Annotated in this window: 20 protein-coding genes; 8 read left to right on the plus strand and 12 right to left on the minus strand. The window is 68.0% G+C overall.

What is annotated here, in order from left to right:
- Window positions 1-5: 5 nt before the first annotated feature.
- The 5 genes from M9799_RS04000 to M9799_RS04020 all read left to right on the plus strand — a co-directional run bounded on the left by M9799_RS04000 (window position 6) and on the right by M9799_RS04020 (window position 7664).
- A complete protein-coding gene (locus M9799_RS04000) occupies window positions 6-3431 on the plus strand; it encodes a pilus assembly protein (protein WP_231044048.1) in 3426 nt (1141 codons plus the stop codon).
- 32 nt (window positions 3432-3463) lie between these two features.
- A complete protein-coding gene (locus M9799_RS04005; RefSeq protein ID WP_231044047.1) occupies window positions 3464-3895 on the plus strand; it encodes a type IV pilin protein in 432 nt (143 codons plus the stop codon).
- A 32-nt stretch (window positions 3896-3927) separates the two neighbouring features.
- The gene (ribD, locus tag M9799_RS04010) at window positions 3928-5037 is read left to right on the plus strand and encodes a bifunctional diaminohydroxyphosphoribosylaminopyrimidine deaminase/5-amino-6-(5-phosphoribosylamino)uracil reductase RibD (RefSeq protein ID WP_231044046.1); all 1110 of its coding nucleotides are present in this window, start codon (window positions 3928-3930) and stop codon (window positions 5035-5037) included.
- 34 nt (window positions 5038-5071) lie between these two features.
- Window positions 5072-5701: a riboflavin synthase gene (locus tag M9799_RS04015; RefSeq protein ID WP_231044045.1), complete on the plus strand. Its 630-nt coding sequence runs from the start codon at window positions 5072-5074 to the stop codon at window positions 5699-5701.
- A gap of 139 nt (window positions 5702-5840) precedes the next feature.
- The gene (locus tag M9799_RS04020; protein WP_377007307.1) at window positions 5841-7664 is read left to right on the plus strand and encodes a phospholipase D family protein; all 1824 of its coding nucleotides are present in this window, start codon (window positions 5841-5843) and stop codon (window positions 7662-7664) included.
- A 162-nt stretch (window positions 7665-7826) separates the two neighbouring features.
- Here the strand turns inward: M9799_RS04020 and M9799_RS04025 are convergent, their stop codons facing one another.
- The gene (locus M9799_RS04025) at window positions 7827-8792 is read right to left on the minus strand and encodes a tRNA dihydrouridine synthase (RefSeq protein ID WP_231044044.1); all 966 of its coding nucleotides are present in this window, start codon (window positions 8790-8792) and stop codon (window positions 7827-7829) included.
- A gap of 158 nt (window positions 8793-8950) precedes the next feature.
- On the opposite strand from M9799_RS04025, the gene M9799_RS04030 reads away from it, so the two are divergent.
- Entirely contained in the window at window positions 8951-9454 is a 504-nt protein-coding gene (locus M9799_RS04030) for a hypothetical protein (protein WP_231044043.1), read from the plus strand.
- Between the two features lie 57 nt (window positions 9455-9511).
- Here M9799_RS04030 and M9799_RS04035 read toward each other — a convergent pair whose 3' ends face one another.
- From M9799_RS04035 to M9799_RS04065, 7 genes are all read right to left on the minus strand, one after another.
- Window positions 9512-10702, minus strand: coding sequence for a methyltransferase (locus tag M9799_RS04035; protein WP_231044042.1), 1191 nt, complete (start codon window positions 10700-10702; stop codon window positions 9512-9514).
- A gap of 8 nt (window positions 10703-10710) precedes the next feature.
- Window positions 10711-11232, minus strand: coding sequence for a GNAT family N-acetyltransferase (locus M9799_RS04040; RefSeq protein WP_231044041.1), 522 nt, complete (start codon window positions 11230-11232; stop codon window positions 10711-10713).
- Between the two features lie 272 nt (window positions 11233-11504).
- Complete coding sequence (locus tag M9799_RS04045) at window positions 11505-12944, minus strand: coniferyl aldehyde dehydrogenase (RefSeq protein WP_231044040.1); 1440 nt, start codon at window positions 12942-12944, stop codon at window positions 11505-11507.
- Between the two features lie 60 nt (window positions 12945-13004).
- On the minus strand, window positions 13005-13349 hold the full coding sequence (locus M9799_RS04050; protein ID WP_231044039.1) for a hypothetical protein: 345 nt from the start codon (window positions 13347-13349) through the stop codon (window positions 13005-13007).
- A 29-nt stretch (window positions 13350-13378) separates the two neighbouring features.
- Complete coding sequence (clpB, locus tag M9799_RS04055; RefSeq protein ID WP_231044038.1) at window positions 13379-15982, minus strand: ATP-dependent chaperone ClpB; 2604 nt, start codon at window positions 15980-15982, stop codon at window positions 13379-13381.
- Between the two features lie 113 nt (window positions 15983-16095).
- A complete protein-coding gene (locus M9799_RS04060; RefSeq protein WP_377007314.1) occupies window positions 16096-16557 on the minus strand; it encodes a molybdenum cofactor biosynthesis protein MoaE in 462 nt (153 codons plus the stop codon).
- 5 nt (window positions 16558-16562) lie between these two features.
- Window positions 16563-16793, minus strand: coding sequence for a hypothetical protein (locus M9799_RS04065; protein WP_231044036.1), 231 nt, complete (start codon window positions 16791-16793; stop codon window positions 16563-16565).
- 69 nt (window positions 16794-16862) lie between these two features.
- Here M9799_RS04065 and M9799_RS04070 point away from each other — a divergent pair, with 69 nt between their 5' ends.
- Both M9799_RS04070 and M9799_RS04075 read left to right on the plus strand, forming a co-directional pair.
- Window positions 16863-17117, plus strand: coding sequence for a hypothetical protein (locus M9799_RS04070; RefSeq protein WP_231044035.1), 255 nt, complete (start codon window positions 16863-16865; stop codon window positions 17115-17117).
- A 4-nt stretch (window positions 17118-17121) separates the two neighbouring features.
- Window positions 17122-17451 (plus strand): hypothetical protein, encoded by a 330-nt coding sequence (locus M9799_RS04075; RefSeq protein WP_231044034.1) that lies wholly within the window; start codon window positions 17122-17124, stop codon window positions 17449-17451.
- 197 nt (window positions 17452-17648) lie between these two features.
- Here the strand turns inward: M9799_RS04075 and M9799_RS04080 are convergent, their stop codons facing one another.
- Genes M9799_RS04080 through mobB form a run of 4 tightly spaced genes read right to left on the minus strand, consistent with a single transcriptional unit; the run spans window position 17649 to window position 19999 of the window.
- Window positions 17649-17960 (minus strand): recombinase family protein, encoded by a 312-nt coding sequence (locus tag M9799_RS04080; RefSeq protein WP_231044033.1) that lies wholly within the window; start codon window positions 17958-17960, stop codon window positions 17649-17651.
- Window positions 17961-17962: 2 nt separating this feature from the next.
- The gene (gene moaD / locus M9799_RS04085; protein ID WP_231044225.1) at window positions 17963-18214 is read right to left on the minus strand and encodes a molybdopterin converting factor subunit 1; all 252 of its coding nucleotides are present in this window, start codon (window positions 18212-18214) and stop codon (window positions 17963-17965) included.
- A gap of 8 nt (window positions 18215-18222) precedes the next feature.
- A complete protein-coding gene (locus M9799_RS04090) occupies window positions 18223-19443 on the minus strand; it encodes a molybdopterin molybdotransferase MoeA (RefSeq protein ID WP_231044032.1) in 1221 nt (406 codons plus the stop codon).
- 1 nt (window position 19444) lies between these two features.
- Entirely contained in the window at window positions 19445-19999 is a 555-nt protein-coding gene (gene mobB / locus M9799_RS04095) for a molybdopterin-guanine dinucleotide biosynthesis protein B (protein ID WP_231044031.1), read from the minus strand.
- Between the last annotated feature and the right edge of the window lie 2 nt (window positions 20000-20001).

The following is a 20001-nucleotide window of genomic DNA, read 5'->3' on the forward strand; positions in this document are numbered from 1 at the left end:
CAGGCATGGCAAAGACCGCGCTATTTCTCAGGGCCCTGCTGCTGGCAGCCTTTGCCGCACTGCCGGCCGCGCCCGCGCTGGCCGCGCAGTGGAGCCTGGTGCAGTACCCGGCCGGCACCGCCAGCCGCGAGCCCGCGCCCAACGTCATCGTGTCGGTCGATGACTCGGGCAGCATGGGCGCCTCGGGCATCGCCACGCTCAAGGCCGCGCTGCGCCAGACCTTTTCCGAGGAGAACGTCGCCGACGGGCTGATCCGCCTGAGCTGGCAGTCGATGAACAGCGCCTGCAACAACGTTCCGCTGAGCACCCTCACCTGCAACAACGCGCTCAAGAGCCTCAGGGGCACGCACCGCACCAATTTCCTGAACTGGGTCGAGACGCTCAACGCTTCGGGCGGCACGCCCTCGCACCGCATGGTCAGGAACGCCGGCGACTACCTCAAGCGCACCGACCTGGGCATCAACAGCCCCTGGGCCGCCGACCCGGGAACCAAGGAAGCGCCGATCATCAGCTGCCGCCGCTCCTACCATATCTTCATGACGGACGGCGCCTGGAACAGCGGCACCACGAACACCGCGCAGCACGTCGATGCCGACCGGGACCAGACCGCCTACCAGGCCATCGGCGGCATCGGCAACCTCGACAACACGCGCACCACGCTCGGCGACGGGCAGACCGTGTACGACCCCGCCGCCGCCACCTCGCGCCTGTACCGCGACGACTGGGGCTTCAACACCACGACGACCGTCGAGCGCGAATGCACGCTGCTGATCCTGTGCCGGGACGTGACCCGGACCACCTACGGGCTCAACACCCTGTCGGACCTGGCCTTCCACTACTGGGCCACCGACCTGCAGCCGGGCATTGCCAATGAAATCAAGCCGATGATCAGGAAAAGCGGCGACGAGACCTTCACCTCCGGCTCGGGCAGCGGCCTGCGCACCACCACGCTGCCGCAGTTCTGGAATCCCAGGAACAACCCGGCCACCTGGCAGCACATGACGACCTACACCATCGGCTTCGGCAGCGGTGCCTCGGCCTGGAGCGGCAGCCCGGTGTTCGGCACCGACAACTACTCGGGCGAAATCAACCGCCTGATCACCGGCGACCTCAGCTGGCCCTCGCCGCTGTGCGGCAGCGGCAACACCGGCAGCGGCAACAGCGCCTGCGACGGCAGCACCGGGTATGGCGCCACCGCCAAGGACAACGGCCGGCGCATCGAGCTGTGGCATGCGGCGCTCAACGGGCGCGGCAAGTTCACGCCCGCGCCCACCGCCGACGACCTCACGCGCGCTTTCAAGGAAATCGTCAGCACCATCGTCGAGGACAGCTCCACCCCCATCACCAGCTTCACCAGCGCCTCCGCCTCGGTGACGCGCGCCGGCACCTCGCAGTACTCGTCGGGCTACAACGCCGATGGCTGGAGCGGCTACGTGCGCTCCGACACGCTGGCCCAGGGCACGGCCGCCGCCACGCCCAATGCGGCCTGGGGCCTCAAGCCCGGCGTCACCGGCGCCGCCGCCGCGGTGACCACCGCAGACAAGCTCGATGCACTGAGCAGCGTCGACACGCGCCTGATCCTCAGCATGCGCAACGACACCAACGCTGGCGTGGAGTTCCGCTGGGCCAACCTGAGCCTGGCGCAGAAGGCCCAGTTCAAGCTCAACGTGCTGGAGACCGACAGCGTGGCCACCAGCCGCGTCAATTTCCTGCGCGGCGACCGAACGCTCGAAGGCGGCACCACCGCCAAGCCCTTCCGCCAGCGCAGCTCGCGCCAGGGCGACATCGTCAACTCGGCGCTGTGGTACGTGGGCACGCCCGTGAGCAACTACTCCTTCGACAACTACCGCGCCTTCGCCACCCGGTACGCGGCGCGCCTGCCCATGATCTATGTGGGCGGCAACGACGGCATGCTGCATGGCTTTTCCGCGCTCGACGGCACGGAAAGGATCGCCTATGTGCCCAAGGGCGTGATCGGCAACCTCAACGACCTGTCGCTCCCCGGCTACAGCCACCGCTACTACGTCGACGGCTCGCCCTTCAGCGGCGACGTCAACTGGGGCACGGCCACCACGCCCGACTGGCGCACGCTGCTGATCGGCACGCTGGGCGCGGGCGGCCGGGGCTATTTCGTGCTCGACGTTACGCGCCCGGGCAGCACCGCCACGACCGGCACCACGGCCGTGGCCAGCAATTTCACCGCCGCCAATGCCGCCAGCCTGGTGGTCATGGACAAGACCGCCGCCGCCAGCGACATCACCACTGGCGAGGCCGCCGACATCGGCCATATCTTCGCGGCGCCGGACACCGAGGACAACAATCCGCAGCGGGCGAGCCAGGTCGTGCGCCTGAACAACGGCCGCTGGGCGGTGGTCCTGGGCAACGGCTACAACAGCCTCAACGAGCGGCCGGTGCTGCTGCTCCAGTACCTCGACGGCGCGCGCGAGCTCCGGACCATCGTGGCCGCCAGCAGCGGCGCCAACGCCACGAGCAACGGCCTGTCGGCGCCGCAGCTGGTCGATATCGACGGCAACGGCACGCCCGACGTCGTCTATGCCGGCGACCTGCGCGGCAACCTGTGGAAGTTCGACATCGGCGCGGCCGACGCCGCGCTGTGGAACGTGGCCTTCAGCGGCCGGCCCTTCTACACCGCGGTCTATACCTCGGGCAATGCCAGCAGCGCGCAGCCGATCACCGCCGCGCCCGTGGTGCGCCCCAACGACCGTGGCGGCGTGGGCCTGATGGTGGCCTTCGGCACGGGCCGCAACATCACCGAGGGCGACCGCACCGATGTCTCGGTGCAGAGCATCTACTCGCTGCTCGACACCACGCTCTACCGCATCGTCTCCGGCCGCGTCACGGTCGACACCACCAGCGGCCAGCCCCAGCCCCTGGGCACGGGAGTGGGCAACCTGCAGCAGCAGACCGTGTCGGCCACGGCCATTGCCGGCAGCGGTGCCAGCAGCACGCGCACCTTCTACACCGTGAGCCAGAACCCGGTGTCCTACACCGGCAGCAATGCGCGCCGCGGTTGGTATCTGCATTTACCCGACACCGGCGAACGGCTGCTGGAAAGCCCGTCTTTCTTCGACGGCAGCAATATCCTGGAGGTGATCACCGAAGTGCCGGGCTCGGGCACCAGCGTGCTCGAGGAAAGCTGCGCACCCGCGTCCAGCGTGCCGCGCCTGTACCGCACCTTCCTCAACATCATGGACGGCAGGAAACCCAGCGTGCAGCTGGCCGACACCAACGGCGACGGCGTGTACAACAGCACCAGCGACCGCGGCGTCTCGCGCATGACCGCATCGACCAAGGAAAGCCGCGTCAGCAGCCGCGGCCAGGAGATCCGCACCGGCGCGGACGGCACCGTCGACCAACTGGCCAAGCTGCCCGAACAACCGCTGCGCCCGAGCTGGCGCCAGCTGCGCTGATGCGCCGCAATTTTCAAATGAAGATCCGATCCATGCCCAAGAAAATTCCGCGCGGCTTCACACTGATCGAATTGATGATCGCGGTGGCGATCGTCGGCATCCTGGCGGCCATCGCCATTCCCAGCTACCAGGAATACGTGCGCCGCGGCGCGCGCTCCGAGGCCCGGGCCGGGCTGCTGCAGGCCGCGCAATGGATGGAGCGCGCCGCCACCGTCACGGGCGTCTACCCCACTGCCGCCAACACCGGCAACGCCAACTTCTTTCCCACCGCGCTGCGCAGCGTGCCCTCGGGCCGCTATGCCATCGCGCTGGCCGGCACCGCCACCGGCTTCACGCTCACTGCCACCCCGCAAAACGCCCAGGCCGGCGACCGCTGCGGCGCCTTCACCCTGACCCACAACGGCGTGCGCGACAACACCGGCCTGAGCGGCGGGGCGACTTCCGCCGACTGCTGGAACCGTTGAGGCCCCTCCTTCTGCGCTAGTATGGCGGCCACATGACGGCCACTCCCGACTTTATGCAGCAGGCGCTGGCGCAAGCCGCCCAGGCGCTTTTCCTGAGCAATCCCAATCCGCGCGTCGGCTGCGTCATCGTGGCCCCCGACGGCCACACGGTGCTTGGCCAGGGCCATACCCAGCAGGCCGGCGGCCCGCATGCCGAGGTGATGGCGCTGCGCGATGCCGCAGCCCGGGGCCATGCCGTGCAGGGCGCCACCGCCTACGTGACGCTCGAGCCCTGCGCCCACCACGGCCGCACCGGACCCTGCTGCGACGCGCTGGTGGCGGCAGGCATCGGCCGCGTCGTGGCGTCGCTGGAAGATCCCAACCCGCTGGTCGCGGGCCAGGGCTTCGCGCGGCTGCGCGCCGCGGGCGTGTCCGTCGAGATCGGTCCTGGCGCCGACGCGGCGCGCGAGCTCAATATCGGCTTCTTCAGCCGCATGGTGCGCGGCATCCCCTGGGTGCGCATGAAGGCCGCCGCCTCGCTGGACGGCACCACGGCGCTGGCCAACGGCGAGAGCCAGTGGATCACGTCCCCGCAGGCGCGCGCCGACGGCCACGCCTGGCGCGCCCAGGCCTGCGCCGTGCTCACCGGCATAGGCACCGTGCTGCAGGACGACCCGCGCCTCGATGTGCGCGACGTATCCACACCGCGCCAGCCGCATGTGGTCATCGTCGACAGCCGGCTTCAGACGCCGCTGGACGCCAAATTGTTCGTGCCCGGGCGCAACTGCCTCATCTACACCGCCAGCGACAGCGCCGCCAGGGCGCAGGCGCTGCAGGCAGTGGGCGCCACGGTCGTGCACCTGCCCAACGCCCAGGGCAAGGTCGACCTCGCGGCCATGCTGCGCGACCTGGGCCGGCGCGGCATCAACGAGCTGCATGTGGAGGCCGGCTACCAGCTCAATGGCTCCCTGATGCGCGAGGGCTTGGTCGACGAACTGCTGCTGTATCTCGCGCCCAAGCTGCTGGGCTCGGGCCGCGGCATCTGCCATATCGGGCCGCTGACGGCGCTGGCCGACGGGCCGGAACTCGTGTTCCACGATGTCACCCCGACAGGCCCCGACATCCGCGTGTGCGCACGCTTCGCGCAGCGCTCCGCATTCTGAACCTGGCCTTTTTCCACCTGCGACAATCGAGCCCATGTTTACTGGAATCATCACCGGCATGGGGCGCATCGCCGCCGTGCAGTCGCTTGGCGACACCCCGGCCCACGGCAAGCGCCTGGTCATTGAAACGCCTGCGGGCTACCTCGACGATGTGGGCCTGGGCGACAGCATCGCGCTCAACGGCGCCTGCATGACCGTCACCAGCTTCGACAAGGTCGCGGGCAGCTTCACCGTCGACGTGTCGGCCGAGTCGCTCGACAAGACCACGGGCCTGGCGCAGACCGGGCCGGTCAATCTCGAGAAGGCGCTGCAGGCCCACGACCGCCTGGGCGGGCACCTGGTGAGCGGCCACGTGGATGGCCTGGGCCGCGTGACCCACTTCGCCCAGCTGGGCGAGAGCTGGGAGCTGCGCATCCTCGCGCCCGCCGATCTGGCGCGCTATGTGGCCTACAAGGGCTCGATCACCGTCAACGGCGTGAGCCTGACCGTCAACCGCGTGCACGACCAGGCCGATGGCTGCGAGCTGAGCATCAACCTGATCCCGCATACCGTCGAGAACACCGCGCTGGGCGTGCTCGTGCCCGGTTCGCAGGTGAACCTCGAGATCGATTTGATCGCGCGCTATGTCGGCCGCATGATGGACCGACCCGCGGCGTCCTCCTGACACCGCGCTGACGGGAAGCTGGCGCTGCCCTCAAGCCAGTGTTGTCTTACAAGCAAGCGTGGCGACTGCAGATATACCTGGGCTATCGGAGCTGGCTCGATGCTAGCTCTCCATCCCACCCTCTGCTGCTTTTATTCCTATGCCTGCTGCCCTTCTAGACCAGTCGGCCCCGTCCTCCCGTGCCCGCGGCCTGCGCTGGCGCGGCATGCTCAGCGTGCTGCTGCTGAGCTTCGGCCTGAACGCCTGCGGCAGCCTGCCCCAGAATGTCGACCGTCCCGTCTCCTATGCCCTGGAGCAGCCCGCGCAGACCGCGCTGGGCCAATGGGTGCGCGACCGGCATGCCGCCGACAAGGCGCGCTACCCCTCGGCCTTCACGCTGCTGTCCGGCGCGCCCGCGGCCTATGGCGGCCGGCTGGCGCTGATCGAAGGCGCGCAGAAAACCCTCGATCTGCAGTACTACGCCATCCATGCCGACACCAGTTCCGGGCGCCTGTTGCGCGAGCTGGTGGCGGCCGCCGAGCGTGGGGTGCGCGTGCGCATCCTGCTGGACGACTTCCACAGCGTGGGCACCAACGCCCAGGTACTGCGCCTGGGCTTCGTGCCGAACATCGAGATGCGCCTGTTCAACCCGCTGGTCGGGCCGCGCAACTCCACCGTGGGCCGGATCTTCAGCACGCTGACCGACATCCACCGGGCCCAGCAGCGCATGCACAACAAGCTGTTCATCGCCGACAACGTGATCGGCATTGCCGGCGGGCGCAATCTGGGCGATGCCTACTTCGACCAGCACGAGAGCGGCAATTTCATCGACCTGGACGTGATGGCGGCCGGCCCCATCGTGCGCGACCTCTCGCGCAGCTTCGACAGCTACTGGAACGACCAGCGCGCCTATCCCGTGTCCTCGCTGATCAGCCGCGAGAAGCTCGAGCGCATGGAAAGCGCGGAGCAGGCCAAGACCCGGGAGGCGGTGCAGGCCAGCGCCGCGCCCGCAGCGCCTGACAGTGCCTCGGCGCAGCATTCCAGGACCATCTGGGACCAGAAGCCCATGGACCTGAACCAGGCGCCCTGGGTCTGGGCGCCGGCCGTGGTGCTGGCGGACGAACCCACCAAGATCGCGCTGGAAGGCGAAGGCCCGACCCCTGGCGCTGCGACTGGCGCAGCGGCGCCAGGCACCGCCAACGCGGCCACGCGCGAGGCTTCTCCCAGCCCCGCAACCACCGAGGAGCCAGCGCCCGCGGCCCTCCCGCTGGAGCCGCCAGGGCTGCGCCCGGGCACCGGCACGATGGCAGTGCGCCAGGGTGCCAGCATCGCACCGGCCGAGCTGCAGGCGGAGACCGTGGTCGACGGCCTGCTGACGATGATGGGGCGTGCGCGCCAGGACCTGCTGATCGTCTCGCCCTACTTCGTGCCCGGCGAGGACATGAAGCAGGCCTTTGCCAAAGCCACGCAGCGCGGCGTGCGCGTGCGCGTGCTGACCAATTCGCTGGCCTCGAACGACGCTCCCGCGGCACATGCCGGTTATGCGCGCCACCGCAAGGAACTGCTGGCCATGGGCGTGCAGCTCTACGAGATGCGCAGCGAAAGCGCCGACCTGCGCAACAGCCTGTCCTCGGGCAGCGGCCCGGGCGCCTCGCGCGCCATGCTGCATTCCAAGGTGCTGATCCTCGACGGCAGCCTGGTCGCCATCGGTTCCATGAATCTCGACCTGCGCTCGCAACTGCACAATACCGAGATCGCGCTGCTGATCGCCAGCCCGTCGGTGGGACGCGTGGCGACGGAAAACATCGAGGCCGCGCTGACGCAAAGCGCCTGGAAGGTGGAGCTGGTCGATGGCAAGCGCCTGTTGTGGCGTGCTCCGCAGGGCAGCGGACTGGAGGATGCACACAACGAGCCGGATGTGAGCTTGCCGATGCGGTGGTTGTTGCAGTTGTTGGGGCCGCTGGCGCCGGATCACCTGTTGTGACTCTCTAGGACAGGCCATTCATCCTTCGACAAGCTCAGGACGAACGGTTAATAGCGCTCTGCTCCCCTGATCGAGAGTGCTTCAATACCGTTCGCCCTGAGCTTGTCGAAGGGCGTTTCAGGGCGCAGCCTGGGTTATGGCGCCACCGCGCCGGCACCCTACCTACCCCCACCGCCCCGGCAACTCGCCCACCCACTGCGTGATCTCCCGCTGATCCGTCTGCACCCGCACCTCCTGGAACGCCACTTCCGCCTCCGGATAGCGCCGGCGCAGCAGGTTCAGCCACTGCTTGAGCCGCCCGGCGCGCTGGCGCGGCTCGAGGTCCTCGCAGACCATCTCCCAGAAACGCGCGATCTGCGGCAGCAGCGAAGGCCAGCTCACTTCCACGGGCGCCGGCACGCCCTCCCCCACCGCCGCACGGATCGCCAGCGCCAGGCCCGGGTCGGCGACGATGCCGCGGCCGAGCATCAGGTCGTCGCAGCCTGATTGCGCGCGGCAGCGCAGTGCCTCCTCCACGGTCCAGATCTCGCCATTGGCAATGACCGGCACACCGACGGCTTCGCGGATCCGCGGAATCAGCTCCCAATAGGCCGGCGGACGGTAGCCGTCCAGCTTGGTGCGCGCATGCACGACGATCTCGCAGGCCCCGCCCTGCTCCATGGCCTGCGCGCACTCGCGCATCAGGCCGGTGTCGTTGAAGCCCAGGCGCATCTTGGCCGAGACCGGCAGCTGCGCCGGCACCGCGCGGCGCACGGCCTCGACCACGCGTGCAATGTGTTCCGGGTCCTGCAGCAGCGCCGCCCCGCCGCCATGGCGGTTGACCACCTTGGCCGGGCAGCCGAAATTCAGGTCGATGCCTTCGGGCCCGAGCCGCGCCAGGTTGGCGGCATTCACTGCCAGGCTCTCGGGGTCGGAGCCCAGCAGTTGCGCGCGCACCGGCACGCCGGCCAGCGTGCGGCTGCCGTTGCGCAGCTCGGGCATGGTGCGCAGGAACACCTTGTCGGGCAGCACGGTCCCGGTGATGCGGATGAATTCGCTCACGCAGCGGTCGGCGCCGCCCACGCGCGTGAGCACGTCGCGCAGCACGAAATCCAGCAGCCCCTCCATGGGCGCGAGCAGCAGCTTCATGTCCCCTCCCCGCGCGCGCCCAGGCCTTGCCCACGTCCACCCACCCGATTTGTCATAGAAATTTCCGCATTCACACTGATTCGACCCGCATTGTCGCCGTGCGCCGCCAGGCGCGTCACAGCCATGTCATTTGCCGCAGGTGCAATGGGCTACTGCCCATGCTGCTCTACAAGACGCCCAAAGCCCACCAGGAACTCGCGCCCGGTTCGCGCAGCCTGAACCTGCGCCAGCGCTCACTGCTGCTGCTGGCCGAAGGCACTCCCTATCCGCAGCTGGCGCAGATGTACCACGGCCAGGGCGAGGCCCTGGTGGCGCAGCTGCTGCATACCGGCTATCTGGCGTCGCGCACCACGGACGCTTCAACATCCTGCCCAGCCCCCTCCATGGCCCCGGCAGCGGCGCCCGCCAGCATGACGCTGGCCGGCACACGCATGTATCTCTTCGACATGGTCGAGCGCCTGTTCGCCCACCGCCAGCAGGCCCTGGCCGAGCAACTGCGCCAGGCGCTGCGCGAGGCGCGCGATGGGCAGGCGCTGCGCAGCGTCTGCGACCAACTGCTCAATGCCGTGGCTACCCATGCAGGTGCGCAGCGTGCTGCGCAGTTAAGCCAGCAACTGGTCCCTCTGGTGCCGGACTGGAGTCTCGAGTCCCATGAGAATTAAAAAAGCCGGCGCCTCCATCCGAAGCGCCGGCTTTTTCGGTCAATGACAGCGTACGTCCTATTGCACCGCCAACCGCCACAGCGAAGTCACTTCGGCCGCGCGCGCCGCGTGCAGCGCGTCGGTGGTGTCCGCCACCTTGCCATGGCTCGCCTTGGCGTCCAGGCGCCCGACGACCTTCAGGCCCGCGGCCTCAATCCAGCCCATCAGCTCCTCGCGGCTGCGCAGCGCCAGGTGCTCCGCCAGATCCGACAGGATCAGCCAGGCTTCGCCATCGGGCGTCAGATGCTCCGACACGCCCGCCAGGAAACCGCGCAGCATGCGGCTGTCCTGGTCGTAGATCGCGTGCTCCAGCGCCGAGCTCGGCTTGGCCGGCACCCATGGCGGGTTGCAGACCACCAGCGGCGCGCGGCCGGCCGGAAACAGGTCGGTCTGCAGCAGCTCGACCTTGTTCAGGCAACCCAGGCGCTCGAGGTTCTCGCGTGCGCAGTCGATGGCGCGCGGCGACATGTCGGTGGCGACGATGCGCTTGACACCGCGGCGCGACAGCACGGCCGTCAGCACGCCAGTGCCCACGCCGATGTCATAGGCCAGTGCCTGCGCACCCGGCGGCAGCGGCGCTTCGGCCACGAGGCCCACGTATTCGGCGCGCACCGGCGAGAAGACCGCGTAGTGCGGGTGGATGCGGTTGTTCGGCGCCACGCCCAGCGCCTCGACCTCCACGCCCTTCTTGCGCCATTCATGCGCGCCCACCAAGCCCAGCAGCTCGCGCAGCGGGGTGACGATGGTCTGGTCGAGTTTCTCCGGAGCGCCCCAGCCCTCGGTGATAGGCAGGCGCAGATCAGGCGCGCGGCGCAGGCTGATCACATAGTCGGGCTGCAGTTCGATCAGGATGCTCGAGAGCACGCGCGCGCGCTGCGCCTGGGCCTGGCGGTGCAGGTGGAACGCATGCGGGAAACTCTCCTCGGGCAGCAGTTCCTGCCTTTGCGCCGCCTGGCGCTTCTGGTGCCGCGCCTTGGCCGAGGATTTGCGCGGATCGCGCTCCTGGCGGCGCATCAGCGCCTGCAGCAACAGCCGCGCGTTCTGGAAGTCGCCGCGCCACAGCAGCGAGGTCCCCTCGCAGGCCAGGCGGTGCGCCGCATCGGCGGACAGGGTGTCGTCGGCGATCACCACCTTGCGGGGCGCCGCGAGACCGCTTTCGGAGCGCCAGACAGCGCTGCGCTCCTGATTCTTTTCACGCCAATGCAGCATCGGGGCCTTCAGTTCAAGGGGCGCTTCAGGCGCACTTCTTCGATCTTGATGCCGCCGATGATGTTGGTCTTGGCGGTGGACATCTCGCGCTTGAAACCAGCCATCTCGTGGAAGCGCAGCGCGCGTTCGTTGCGCAGCGGCACCCAGGCGGTGACGTTGGTGCAGCCCTCTTCGGCGAGGCCGTCGCGGGCCGCGTCCCAGAGGGTCACGCCCACGCCCTGGCCCCAGTGCGAGGGGGCCGCGTAGATGGCCCAGATCTCGCCGGTGGTCGGGCGGGACTTCTCATCGCGCGAGCGGTCGAAGCCGACGAAACCCACGATCTTGTCGCCATCGATGGCAACCTGGACCTGGGGCTCGCAGTATTCGATGGCTTCGCGCCAGTACGCCTGGCGCTTTTCAACCGACGACATGGATTTCAATTGATCGTCAGGAACCAGCCCTCTATAGGCCTCCAGGGCGGAAGCGGTATGGATCTGTGCAATGGCCTTGGCATCGCGAAGCGTGGCGGGACGAACCTGGAAACTGGACATGGAAATACCGAAACGAAAACAGGTGAAAATGGGGAAAAGCGGAATTGTCACCGCAAACGTTTTTTTGCCCGGAGGCGTGAAGCTGTAGCCATTCACGCAAGTACGGCTGTCCGAAGCATCTTGCCCAGACAAAGCCGATGTGATAACGCCCCATGAAGGGCGGACACCGGCGCCGGCCCGGATCGGACCCGGCAAATCAACGTTCGATGGATGGTGACAAAAATACCTTGCTCGGGCCTGAACCAATGCGAATGACGCAGACTGCACAGACGCTATGACCAGCGCCGCAACAGTCCCATCAACCGGTCAAGCCGGGGCCCGTAGGGAGGATGGAACAACGCTCCCAGGGACCAGCGCGACTGCAGCAACACCGACTTCTGGTGGCTGAACCGCAGGAAGCCCTGCTCCCCGTGGTACGCCCCCCAGCCGCTGTCGCCGATCCCGCCAAACGGCAGGTTCTCGTGCGCTACATGCATCAGGGTGTCGTTGACCGTCACCCCGCCGCTGACAGTGCGCCGAAGTATACCGTCCCGCACATTTTCATCGCTGCCAAACCAGTACAAGGCCAGGGGCCGGGGTCCGGCATTCAGCGCCGCCACCACGTCGTCCAGGCGCTCGTAGGTGATCACGGGAAGGATCGGGCCGAAGATCTCCTCCTGCATCAGCTGCATCTCCGAGGTCGCGCCGAACACCAGCGCCGGCGGCATCTGGCGCTCGGCCGCATCGCTCCATAGGCTGGCCGCGGCCTCGCCGGGCTGGGCCTGCGCCGCGCCCATGAGCTCGATGCGCGCGCCCAGCGACTGGGCCTGGCGCAGCATCTGGCGCAGCCGCGCCAGATGGCGCTTGGTCAGGATCGCGGCGTAGTCGGGGTTGCCGACGATGGTGGGATAGAGCTTCGCCACGGCCTCGCGGTAGGCCTGGGCAAAGGCCTGCTCGCGTCCGCGCGGCAGCAGCAGGTAGTCGGGCGCGACACAGGTCTGGCCGGCATTGAACAGCTTGCCATGCGCGATCTTCAGCGCGGCATCGGCCAGGTCGCAGCTCTCGTCGACCAGGCAGGGCGACTTGCCGCCGAGCTCGAGCGTGGTGGGCGTCAGATGCACGGCCGCGGCCTGCGCCACGCGCCGCCCCACGGCCGTGGAGCCGGTGAACACCAGATGATCGAAAGGCAAGCCGGAGAACTGGGTGGCGACATTGACGTCGCCCTGCACCACGCAGAATTCATCGGGGGCAAAGAACTGCGCCACCAGCGCCGCGAGCTGCGCCGAGGTATGCGGCGTGAGCTCGCTGGGCTTGAGCATGACGCGGTTGCCTGCGGCCAGCGCGGTGATGGCCGGCGCCAGCGCCAGCTGCACGGGATAGTTCCAGGGGGAAATCACGCCCACCACGCCCAGCGGCTGGCGCTCGATGCGCGCGCGCGCCGGCAGCAGGTACAGCGGCGTGCGCACGCGCTGCGGCCGCATCCAGCGCGCGAGCCGGCGCAGGCACTGGTTCAGCAGATTGCGCAGCACCAGCAGATCCGCGACCTCGGTCAGCCGCGGCGAGCGCATGCCGAAGTCGGCCTGCACCGCGGCCGCCAGGACCGACCCATGTTCATCCAGCATCTTGCGCATGCGCAGCAGACGCTCGCGCCGCACCAGCAGCGGTACCTCGACCTGGGACCGGCTGGCTTGGTGCTGGGCTTCGAACAAACGATGGAGATCGGCTGGATTCATCACAATTCACAAAAACGGCAACCGGACACCCTCATCGCCCCACCCCAACGCAGCGGCACATCAATGCTCGCGGACCTCACGCGGTTGCACGTCGACGACTTCGGCATTGCTGCGCAGGAAGCCGCCGCGATGGCGCGGAGTCTCCTCTTCGGCCTTGGCATCTGCACCTGAAGCAGGCCAGGCGGCACGCGAGCGGTAGACCGAGCTCCAGGCCGCACGCGGATTCACGCCCATGACCCAGGGTGCGACCGGCCGGCCGGTGAGCCTGGCCCACAGCGCACGCGCGCCCCAGACCAGGGCCAGCAGGCTGGCAGCCGCCAGCAGGCACAGGAAGAACACGGTCGCGGCAACCAGCATGACCAGGCGCAGCGACCAGCGCACCAGCAGGGTCAGGAAATCATTCAAAACTCAGCCTTTCTCGCGGCCCGGAATTCTCAACCCGGGTCAGACAATGCAAATTGGAACACGCCCGGCTCCAGCACCGGATCGACGCTCACCGCAATCACGCTCTTGGGCGGGAAACGCCCTTCGAGCAGCAGCTTCGACAGCGGATTCTCGATGCGCTGCTGGATCGCACGCTTGAGCGGCCGCGCGCCGAACACCGGATCGAAGCCGACCTTGGCCAGCTCGTCGAGCGCCTGGCTGGAGACCTCGAGCGTGAGGTCCATCTTCGCCAGCCGATTCTCGAGCAGGCGCAGCTGGATCCGGGCGATCGAGGCGATGTTCTTCGCATCCAGCGCATGGAACACGACGGTCTCGTCGATGCGGTTGAGGAATTCGGGTCGGAAATGGTTTTTTAGTTCCCCCCAGACCGCATCCTTGATGTCGCTGGCATCTTCACCGGCCATGGCCTGGATCAGCGGCGAGCCGATGTTGCTGGTCATGACGATCACCGTGTTCTTGAAGTCCACGGTGCGCCCCTGGCCGTCCGTGAGGCGGCCATCGTCCAGCACCTGCAGCAGCACGTTGAACACGTCCGGATGGGCCTTCTCGATCTCGTCGAGCAGCAGCACGCTGTAGGGCTTGCGGCGCACGGCTTCCGTGAGGTAGCCGCCCTCCTCGTAGCCCACGTAGCCCGGCGGCGCGCCGATCAGCCGCGCCACCGAGTGCTTTTCCATGAACTCGCTCATGTCGACGCGCACCAGATGGTCTTCGCTGTCGAACAGAAATCCTGCCAGCGCCTTGCACAGTTCGGTCTTGCCCACGCCCGTCGGGCCCAGGAACAGGAAGGAACCGGTCGGGCGGTTCGGATCGGACAGGCCCGAGCGCGAGCGCCGGATGGCATTGGCCACGGCCGCGATCGCTTCCTCCTGGCCGACCACGCGCTCGTGCAGCTTGGCTTCCATCTGCAGCAGCTTGTCCTTTTCGCCCTGCATCATCTTGGCCACGGGAATGCCCGTGGCGCGGCTCACGACCTCGGCGATCTCCTCGGCGCCGACCTGCGTGCGCATCAGCCGGTGCGCGGGCGCGCCATCGGAGCCGGCCTCGCTTTCCTGCACTTCATGCAGCTGCTTTTCCAGCGCCGGCAGCCGGCCGTACTGCAGCTCGGCGACCTTGTTGAAGTCGCCCTTGCGCTTGAGCTCCTCGATCTGGATGTGGATCTGGTCGATGTCCTTGCGGATCTGCTCCGAGCCCTGGGCGCTGGCCTTCTCGCTCTTCCAGATGTCCTCGAGGTCGGCATATTCGCGCTCGAGATTGCCCAGGTCCTCCTCGATCAGCGCCAGGCGCTTCTGCGAGGATTCGTCCTTTTCCTTCTTCATCGCCTCGCGCTCGATCTTCAGCTGGATCATGCGCCGGTCGAGGCGGTCGAGCACCTCGGGCTTGGAATCGAGCTCGATCTTGATCTTGGCCGCGGCCTCGTCGATCAGGTCGATGGCCTTGTCGGGCAGGAAGCGGTCGGTGATGTAGCGATGGCTCAGCTCGGCCGCGGCGACGATCGCCGGGTCGGTGATGTCGACGCCGTGGTGCGCCTCGTACTTGACCTGCAGGCCGCGCAGGATGGCGATCGTGTCCTCGACGCTGGGCTCGTCGACCAGCACCTTCTGGAAGCGCCGCTCGAGCGCCGCGTCCTTCTCGATGTACTTGCGGTATTCATCGAGCGTGGTCGCGCCGATGCAGTGCAGCTCGCCGCGCGCCAGCGCCGGCTTGAGCATGTTGCCCGCGTCCATCGCGCCGTCCGCCTTGCCGGCGCCGACCATGGTGTGGATCTCGTCGATGAACAGGATGACGCGGCCTTCCTCCTGGCTGACTTCCTTGAGCACCGCCTTGAGCCGCTCCTCGAAGTCGCCGCGGTATTTCGCGCCCGCCAGCAGCCCCGCCATGTCCAGCGACAGCACGCGCTTGTTCTTCAGGCTCTCGGGCACCTCGCCGGCCAGGATGCGCTGCGCCAGGCCTTCGACGATCGCCGTCTTGCCCACCCCGGGCTCGCCGATCAGCACCGGATTGTTCTTGCTGCGCCGCTGCAGCACCTGGATCGCGCGGCGGATCTCCTCGTCGCGGCCGATGACCGGGTCGAGCTTGCCGCTGCGCGCGCGCTCGCTCAGGTCCAGCGTGTATTTCTTGAGCGCCTCGCGCTGGCCCTCGGCCTCGGCGCTGTCCACGCCATGGCCGCCGCGCACGGCTTCGATGGCCGACTCCAGGCTCTTGCGCGACAGGCCGTTCTCCTTGAGCAGCTGGCCAGCGCGCGTGCTGCTGTCGCTGAGCGCCAGCAGGAACATCTCGCTGGCGATGAACTGGTCGCCGCGCTTGATGGCCTCCTTCTCGGTGGCCTGCAGCAGCCGGCCCAGGTCGGAGCCGACCTGAACCTGGTCCTGCACCTGGACCTTGGGCAGGTCCTGCACGGCCTTCTGCACCGCCGCCTGCAGGGCAGCGACATTGGCGCCGGCACGCTGCAGCAGCGAGCGCGGGCCGTCGTCCTGCTGCAGCAGGGCCTGCAGCAGGTGCAGGGGTTCGATATTGGAGTGGTCGTTGCCCAGCGCGAGCGACTGGGCGTCGGCCAGGGCTTCTTGGAATTTGGTGGTGAACTTGTCGATACGCATGGCGGGAAAACCTCCGAATTGCTCCACAGGTGGGGCATGTCGCTGCCCATTTCAAGCCAAAGAGGCGCATCCCGCTGCCAGACAAGGGCGCAACCGCGCGCCCTGCGCCGCGTTCAGGCGCCAGCTTGCCAGCGCGCCAGCGCGGCGTCGTCCGAAACCCGCGCGTCCACCCAGCGCGCGCCCTCGGGCGTCTGCTCCTTCTTCCAGAATGGCGCCTGGGTCTTGAGGTAATCCATGATGAACTCGCAGGCCTGGAAAGACGCGCCGCGGTGCGCCGCGCTCACGGCCACGAACACGATCTGGTCCAGCGGCTGCAGCAGGCCCACGCGGTGGATCACGCGCGCGCCGTGGATGCCGAAGCGCTCCACGGCCTGGTCGACGATCGCCGCGATCGAAGCCTCGGTCATGCCCGGATAGTGCTCGAGCTCCATCGACGCCACCTCATCGCCTTCGTTGCGGTCGCGCACGCAGCCGACGAAGCAGCAGACCGCCCCCACGCGTGCGTCAGACGCGCGCAAGGCGGCCAGCTCGGCGCTGGTGTCGAAATCCGCGGTCTGCACCGCGACATGCCGCATGACCCTCATGGTGCACGGTGCAGCCGCGGGGCCGACAATAGCGCCAGCTCTTCCTCGACCACGGTGGCCAGCTGGCGGTTTTCCTTGTTGTCCGGCAGGCCCTTGACCAGGACCTGCAGGCGCTTGAGATCGGCCACCGTCGGCGCCACCTTGATCTGTGCCGATGCGGCGCCGGCATTGCCCGCGCGGATCAGGCCAAACACCTTGTTGGCCCATTCGTTCTTGTTGTGCGCCATGGCGCCCTCTCGTAGTCAAAACGCAAATGCGCTTTTCGTTAGCATTGGCGCGTACTTTACCCCCCTCCCATGGCCACTCTTGCAATCACCACCAGCCACTACAAGCTTTTCCCGTCGCCGCGCAACCTGCACCGCGTGGTGTTCGAGTACGAAGTCTTCGTGCCCCACCCCTATGCGCTGATCGACCTGCCGAGCTTCGAGCTCAAGGGCAAGCACAGCCTGTTTGCCGCCTGCCGGCTCAAGGACGGAAAGATGGGACAGCTCGTGACCTTCGAGCTCGTGGATGACGCCATCCACTTCGAGAAAAATTTCACGCCCGACTGAGCCCATGTCCGAAGGCAACCAACTGACCGTGGCGCCGAGCTTCGCGGCGCTCTACGCCGACCGCAGCGGCCGCCTGCGCACGCCAGCCGCCGAAGTGCTGGCACGCTACGAGCTCTGCGAAGACCTCGCCAGCCATCTGGTGGAGCAGGCGCAGATCCTCTATCACCGCGAGGCGCCTTCCGAGGCTGGCGTGCTGCTGGGGATCCATGCCGGACTGCGCGCGGACGACACGCTGCTCAATGCCGCCGAAGCGGGGTGGGTGGTGCAGAGGCTGGCGGAAATGCTGGAGTGGAAATGTCCGGCGTTGGGGGATGATGAGGGTGCGCAGGGATGAAGTTGACCGGGGTTCTATAGGACTGGCCGTCCATCCTTCGACAGGCTCAGGACGAACGGTTAAATACCGGCGCGTCTGCTTTGGTAGTACGTTCGCCCTGATCAAGCGGTTGAATACTGCGCGCCTGCTTTGGTATTCCCGTTCGTCCTGAGCTTGTCGAAGGATGAGCGGCCTGTCCTCAAGTTCTGATCACAGCTTCACCCCTGCCCCGCCCCCGCCAGCCGATTCAACATCCTCTGCACCTGCCCATGCGTCCATTCCCCTCCCCGCGCCGCAGCAATCCCGCGCCGGTTGAGCTCGGCCGCCATCTCCCGATGCGTCATCCCCAGCGCCTGTAGTTCCGCAAATACCGGCTGCTGAAGCCGAGCAAACGCATCGGCCGAAGCCGTGCGCTTCTCCAGCGTCGCCTGCAGATTGCGCGCCCCGGCGCTGCCCAGCACCACGCCGCGCGCCTTGGCCTGGGCCAGGGCGGCGCGGGTGCGCTCGCTCACGGTGGAATCCTTGGCCATGCTCAGCCTCCGGTAACGGGCGGAAAGAACGCGACCTCGTCCCCTTGGGCCAGCGCCGCGGACTCATCGCTGAGCAGCTGGTTGTGCGCCATGCGCACCGCCTTGCCGCGCGCCAGCGCCTGGGCGTACGCGCCACCGCGCGCGATCAGTTCGTCGCGCAGCGCGCCCAGCGTGCTCGCCGTGGTGCTGCAGCTTTCGCTGCCAGTGCCCAGCGCTTCGCGGATCGAGGCGAAATAACGCACGTTGATGTTGATTGCAGTGTTCATGCCAGCAGATCCGCAAAGGACAGGAAACGCACCGTATCGCCGCGCGCAATCGCGTTGTCCGGCGGGTTGTCGACCACGCCATTGCCCCAGGCCGCCGAGGTCAGCAGGTTCGAGGTCTGGTTGCGGAACAGCTCCAGTCCGCCCGCCTCGTTGTAGCGCACGCGCAGGAATTCGCGCCGGCGGTCGCCGCGCGGCCAGTCGAAGTCGGCGCGCGCCGCGATGCCGCGCGGCGCCACGTCGGCCACGCCCTGCAGGCGCAGCAGGAACGGACGCACCAGCAGCAAGAAGGTGACAAAGCTCGACACCGGATTGCCCGGCAGCCCCATGAAATGCGCCTCGCCCACGCGGCCATAGGCAAAGGGCTTGCCCGGCTTGATGGCGATTTTCCACAGATCGAGCCGGCCCAGCTGCTCGACCGCGGGCTTGATATGGTCTTCCTCGCCCACCGACACACCGCCGCTGGTCAGGATCAGATCATGCGCGCCGGCCGCATCGCGCAGCGCCGCCAGCGTCGCCTCACGCTCATCGGGCACGATTCCCAGATCGGTGACCTCGCAGCCCAGGCGCTGCAGCATCGCGCGCAGGAAAAAGCGGTTGCTGTTGTAGATCGCGCCGGGAGGCATGTCTTCGGGGCGCACGCTGCCGGGCATGACCAGCTCGTCGCCCGTCGAGAACAGCGCCACGCGCGGACGCCGTGCGACTTCGAGCTGCGCCAGGCCGATGCTGGCTGCCAACCCGAGCTCGGCTGGGGTGAGCCGCGTGCCGGCTTCGAGCACCACCGCGCCGCGCACGATGTCGTCGCCCGCGCGGCGCACCCATTGGCCGGCTTTGGGCACGCTGTGGATGCGCACCTGCCCGTTCTCCAGCGCCTCGCAGTCCTCCTGCATCACCACCGCATCGGCGCCCGCGGGCAGCGGCGCGCCGGTGAAGATGCGCGCGGCGCTGGCCGGCGCCAGCGGCTGGCCCATCTGGCCTGCGGCAATGCGCTGCGATACCGGCAGCAGCGTGCCGCTGGCGGCCACATCGCAGCTGCGCACGGCATAGCCGTCCATCGCGCTGTTGTCGTGCGGCGGCACCTGCAGCGGCGACACCGCCTGCGCCAGCAGCACCCGGCCGTCGGCATCGAAGGTGCTGACCTGCTCGCTGCCCGCAAGCGGCTGCGCCTGGGCCAGCAGCGAGGCCAGCGCGGAATCAAGGGAAGTCAGGGAATCGCGCATATCAGCTTTCTTGGTGTGGATGCCGGTATTCGAAGCGTGCGCCATCGGCCAGCAGCCATTCGGCCACGGCCCCGGGCTGGTTCAGATCCAGCAGCGGCAGCTGCGCGGGCACCGCCGCGGGGAGCAGCGCGGGATCGTCGGTCGCCAGCGCCAGCACGCCAGGGTCCCCGGTGCAGCGCAGGGGACGGGCTTCCTCGCCCGCCGCGGGTGCGCGCCAGACCTCGATCTTCGGCAGATCGCCGTGCTTGAAGCCCTCGACCAGCACCCAGTCCACGCCCGCATCGAGCTCGGCAAGCATCGCATGGATGTCCGGCGCGCCGGGCTGCTCGAATTCGCGCATCAATGCCAGACGCTGGTCCGACACCACCAGCACCTCGAAGGCACCGGCCTGGCGGTGGCGCCAGCTGTCCTTGCCCGGCCGGTCGACGTCGAAGCGGTGGTGCGCATGCTTGACCACGGAGACGCGCAGGCCACGCGCGCGCAGCAGCGCAATGACCTGCTCGACCAGCGTGGTCTTGCCCGCACCCGAATAGCCCGCAAAGCCAACCACCTTCATGG

This window comes from Comamonas endophytica, assembly GCF_023634805.2.
GTDB lineage: Bacteria > Pseudomonadota > Gammaproteobacteria > Burkholderiales > Burkholderiaceae_C > Comamonas > Comamonas endophytica.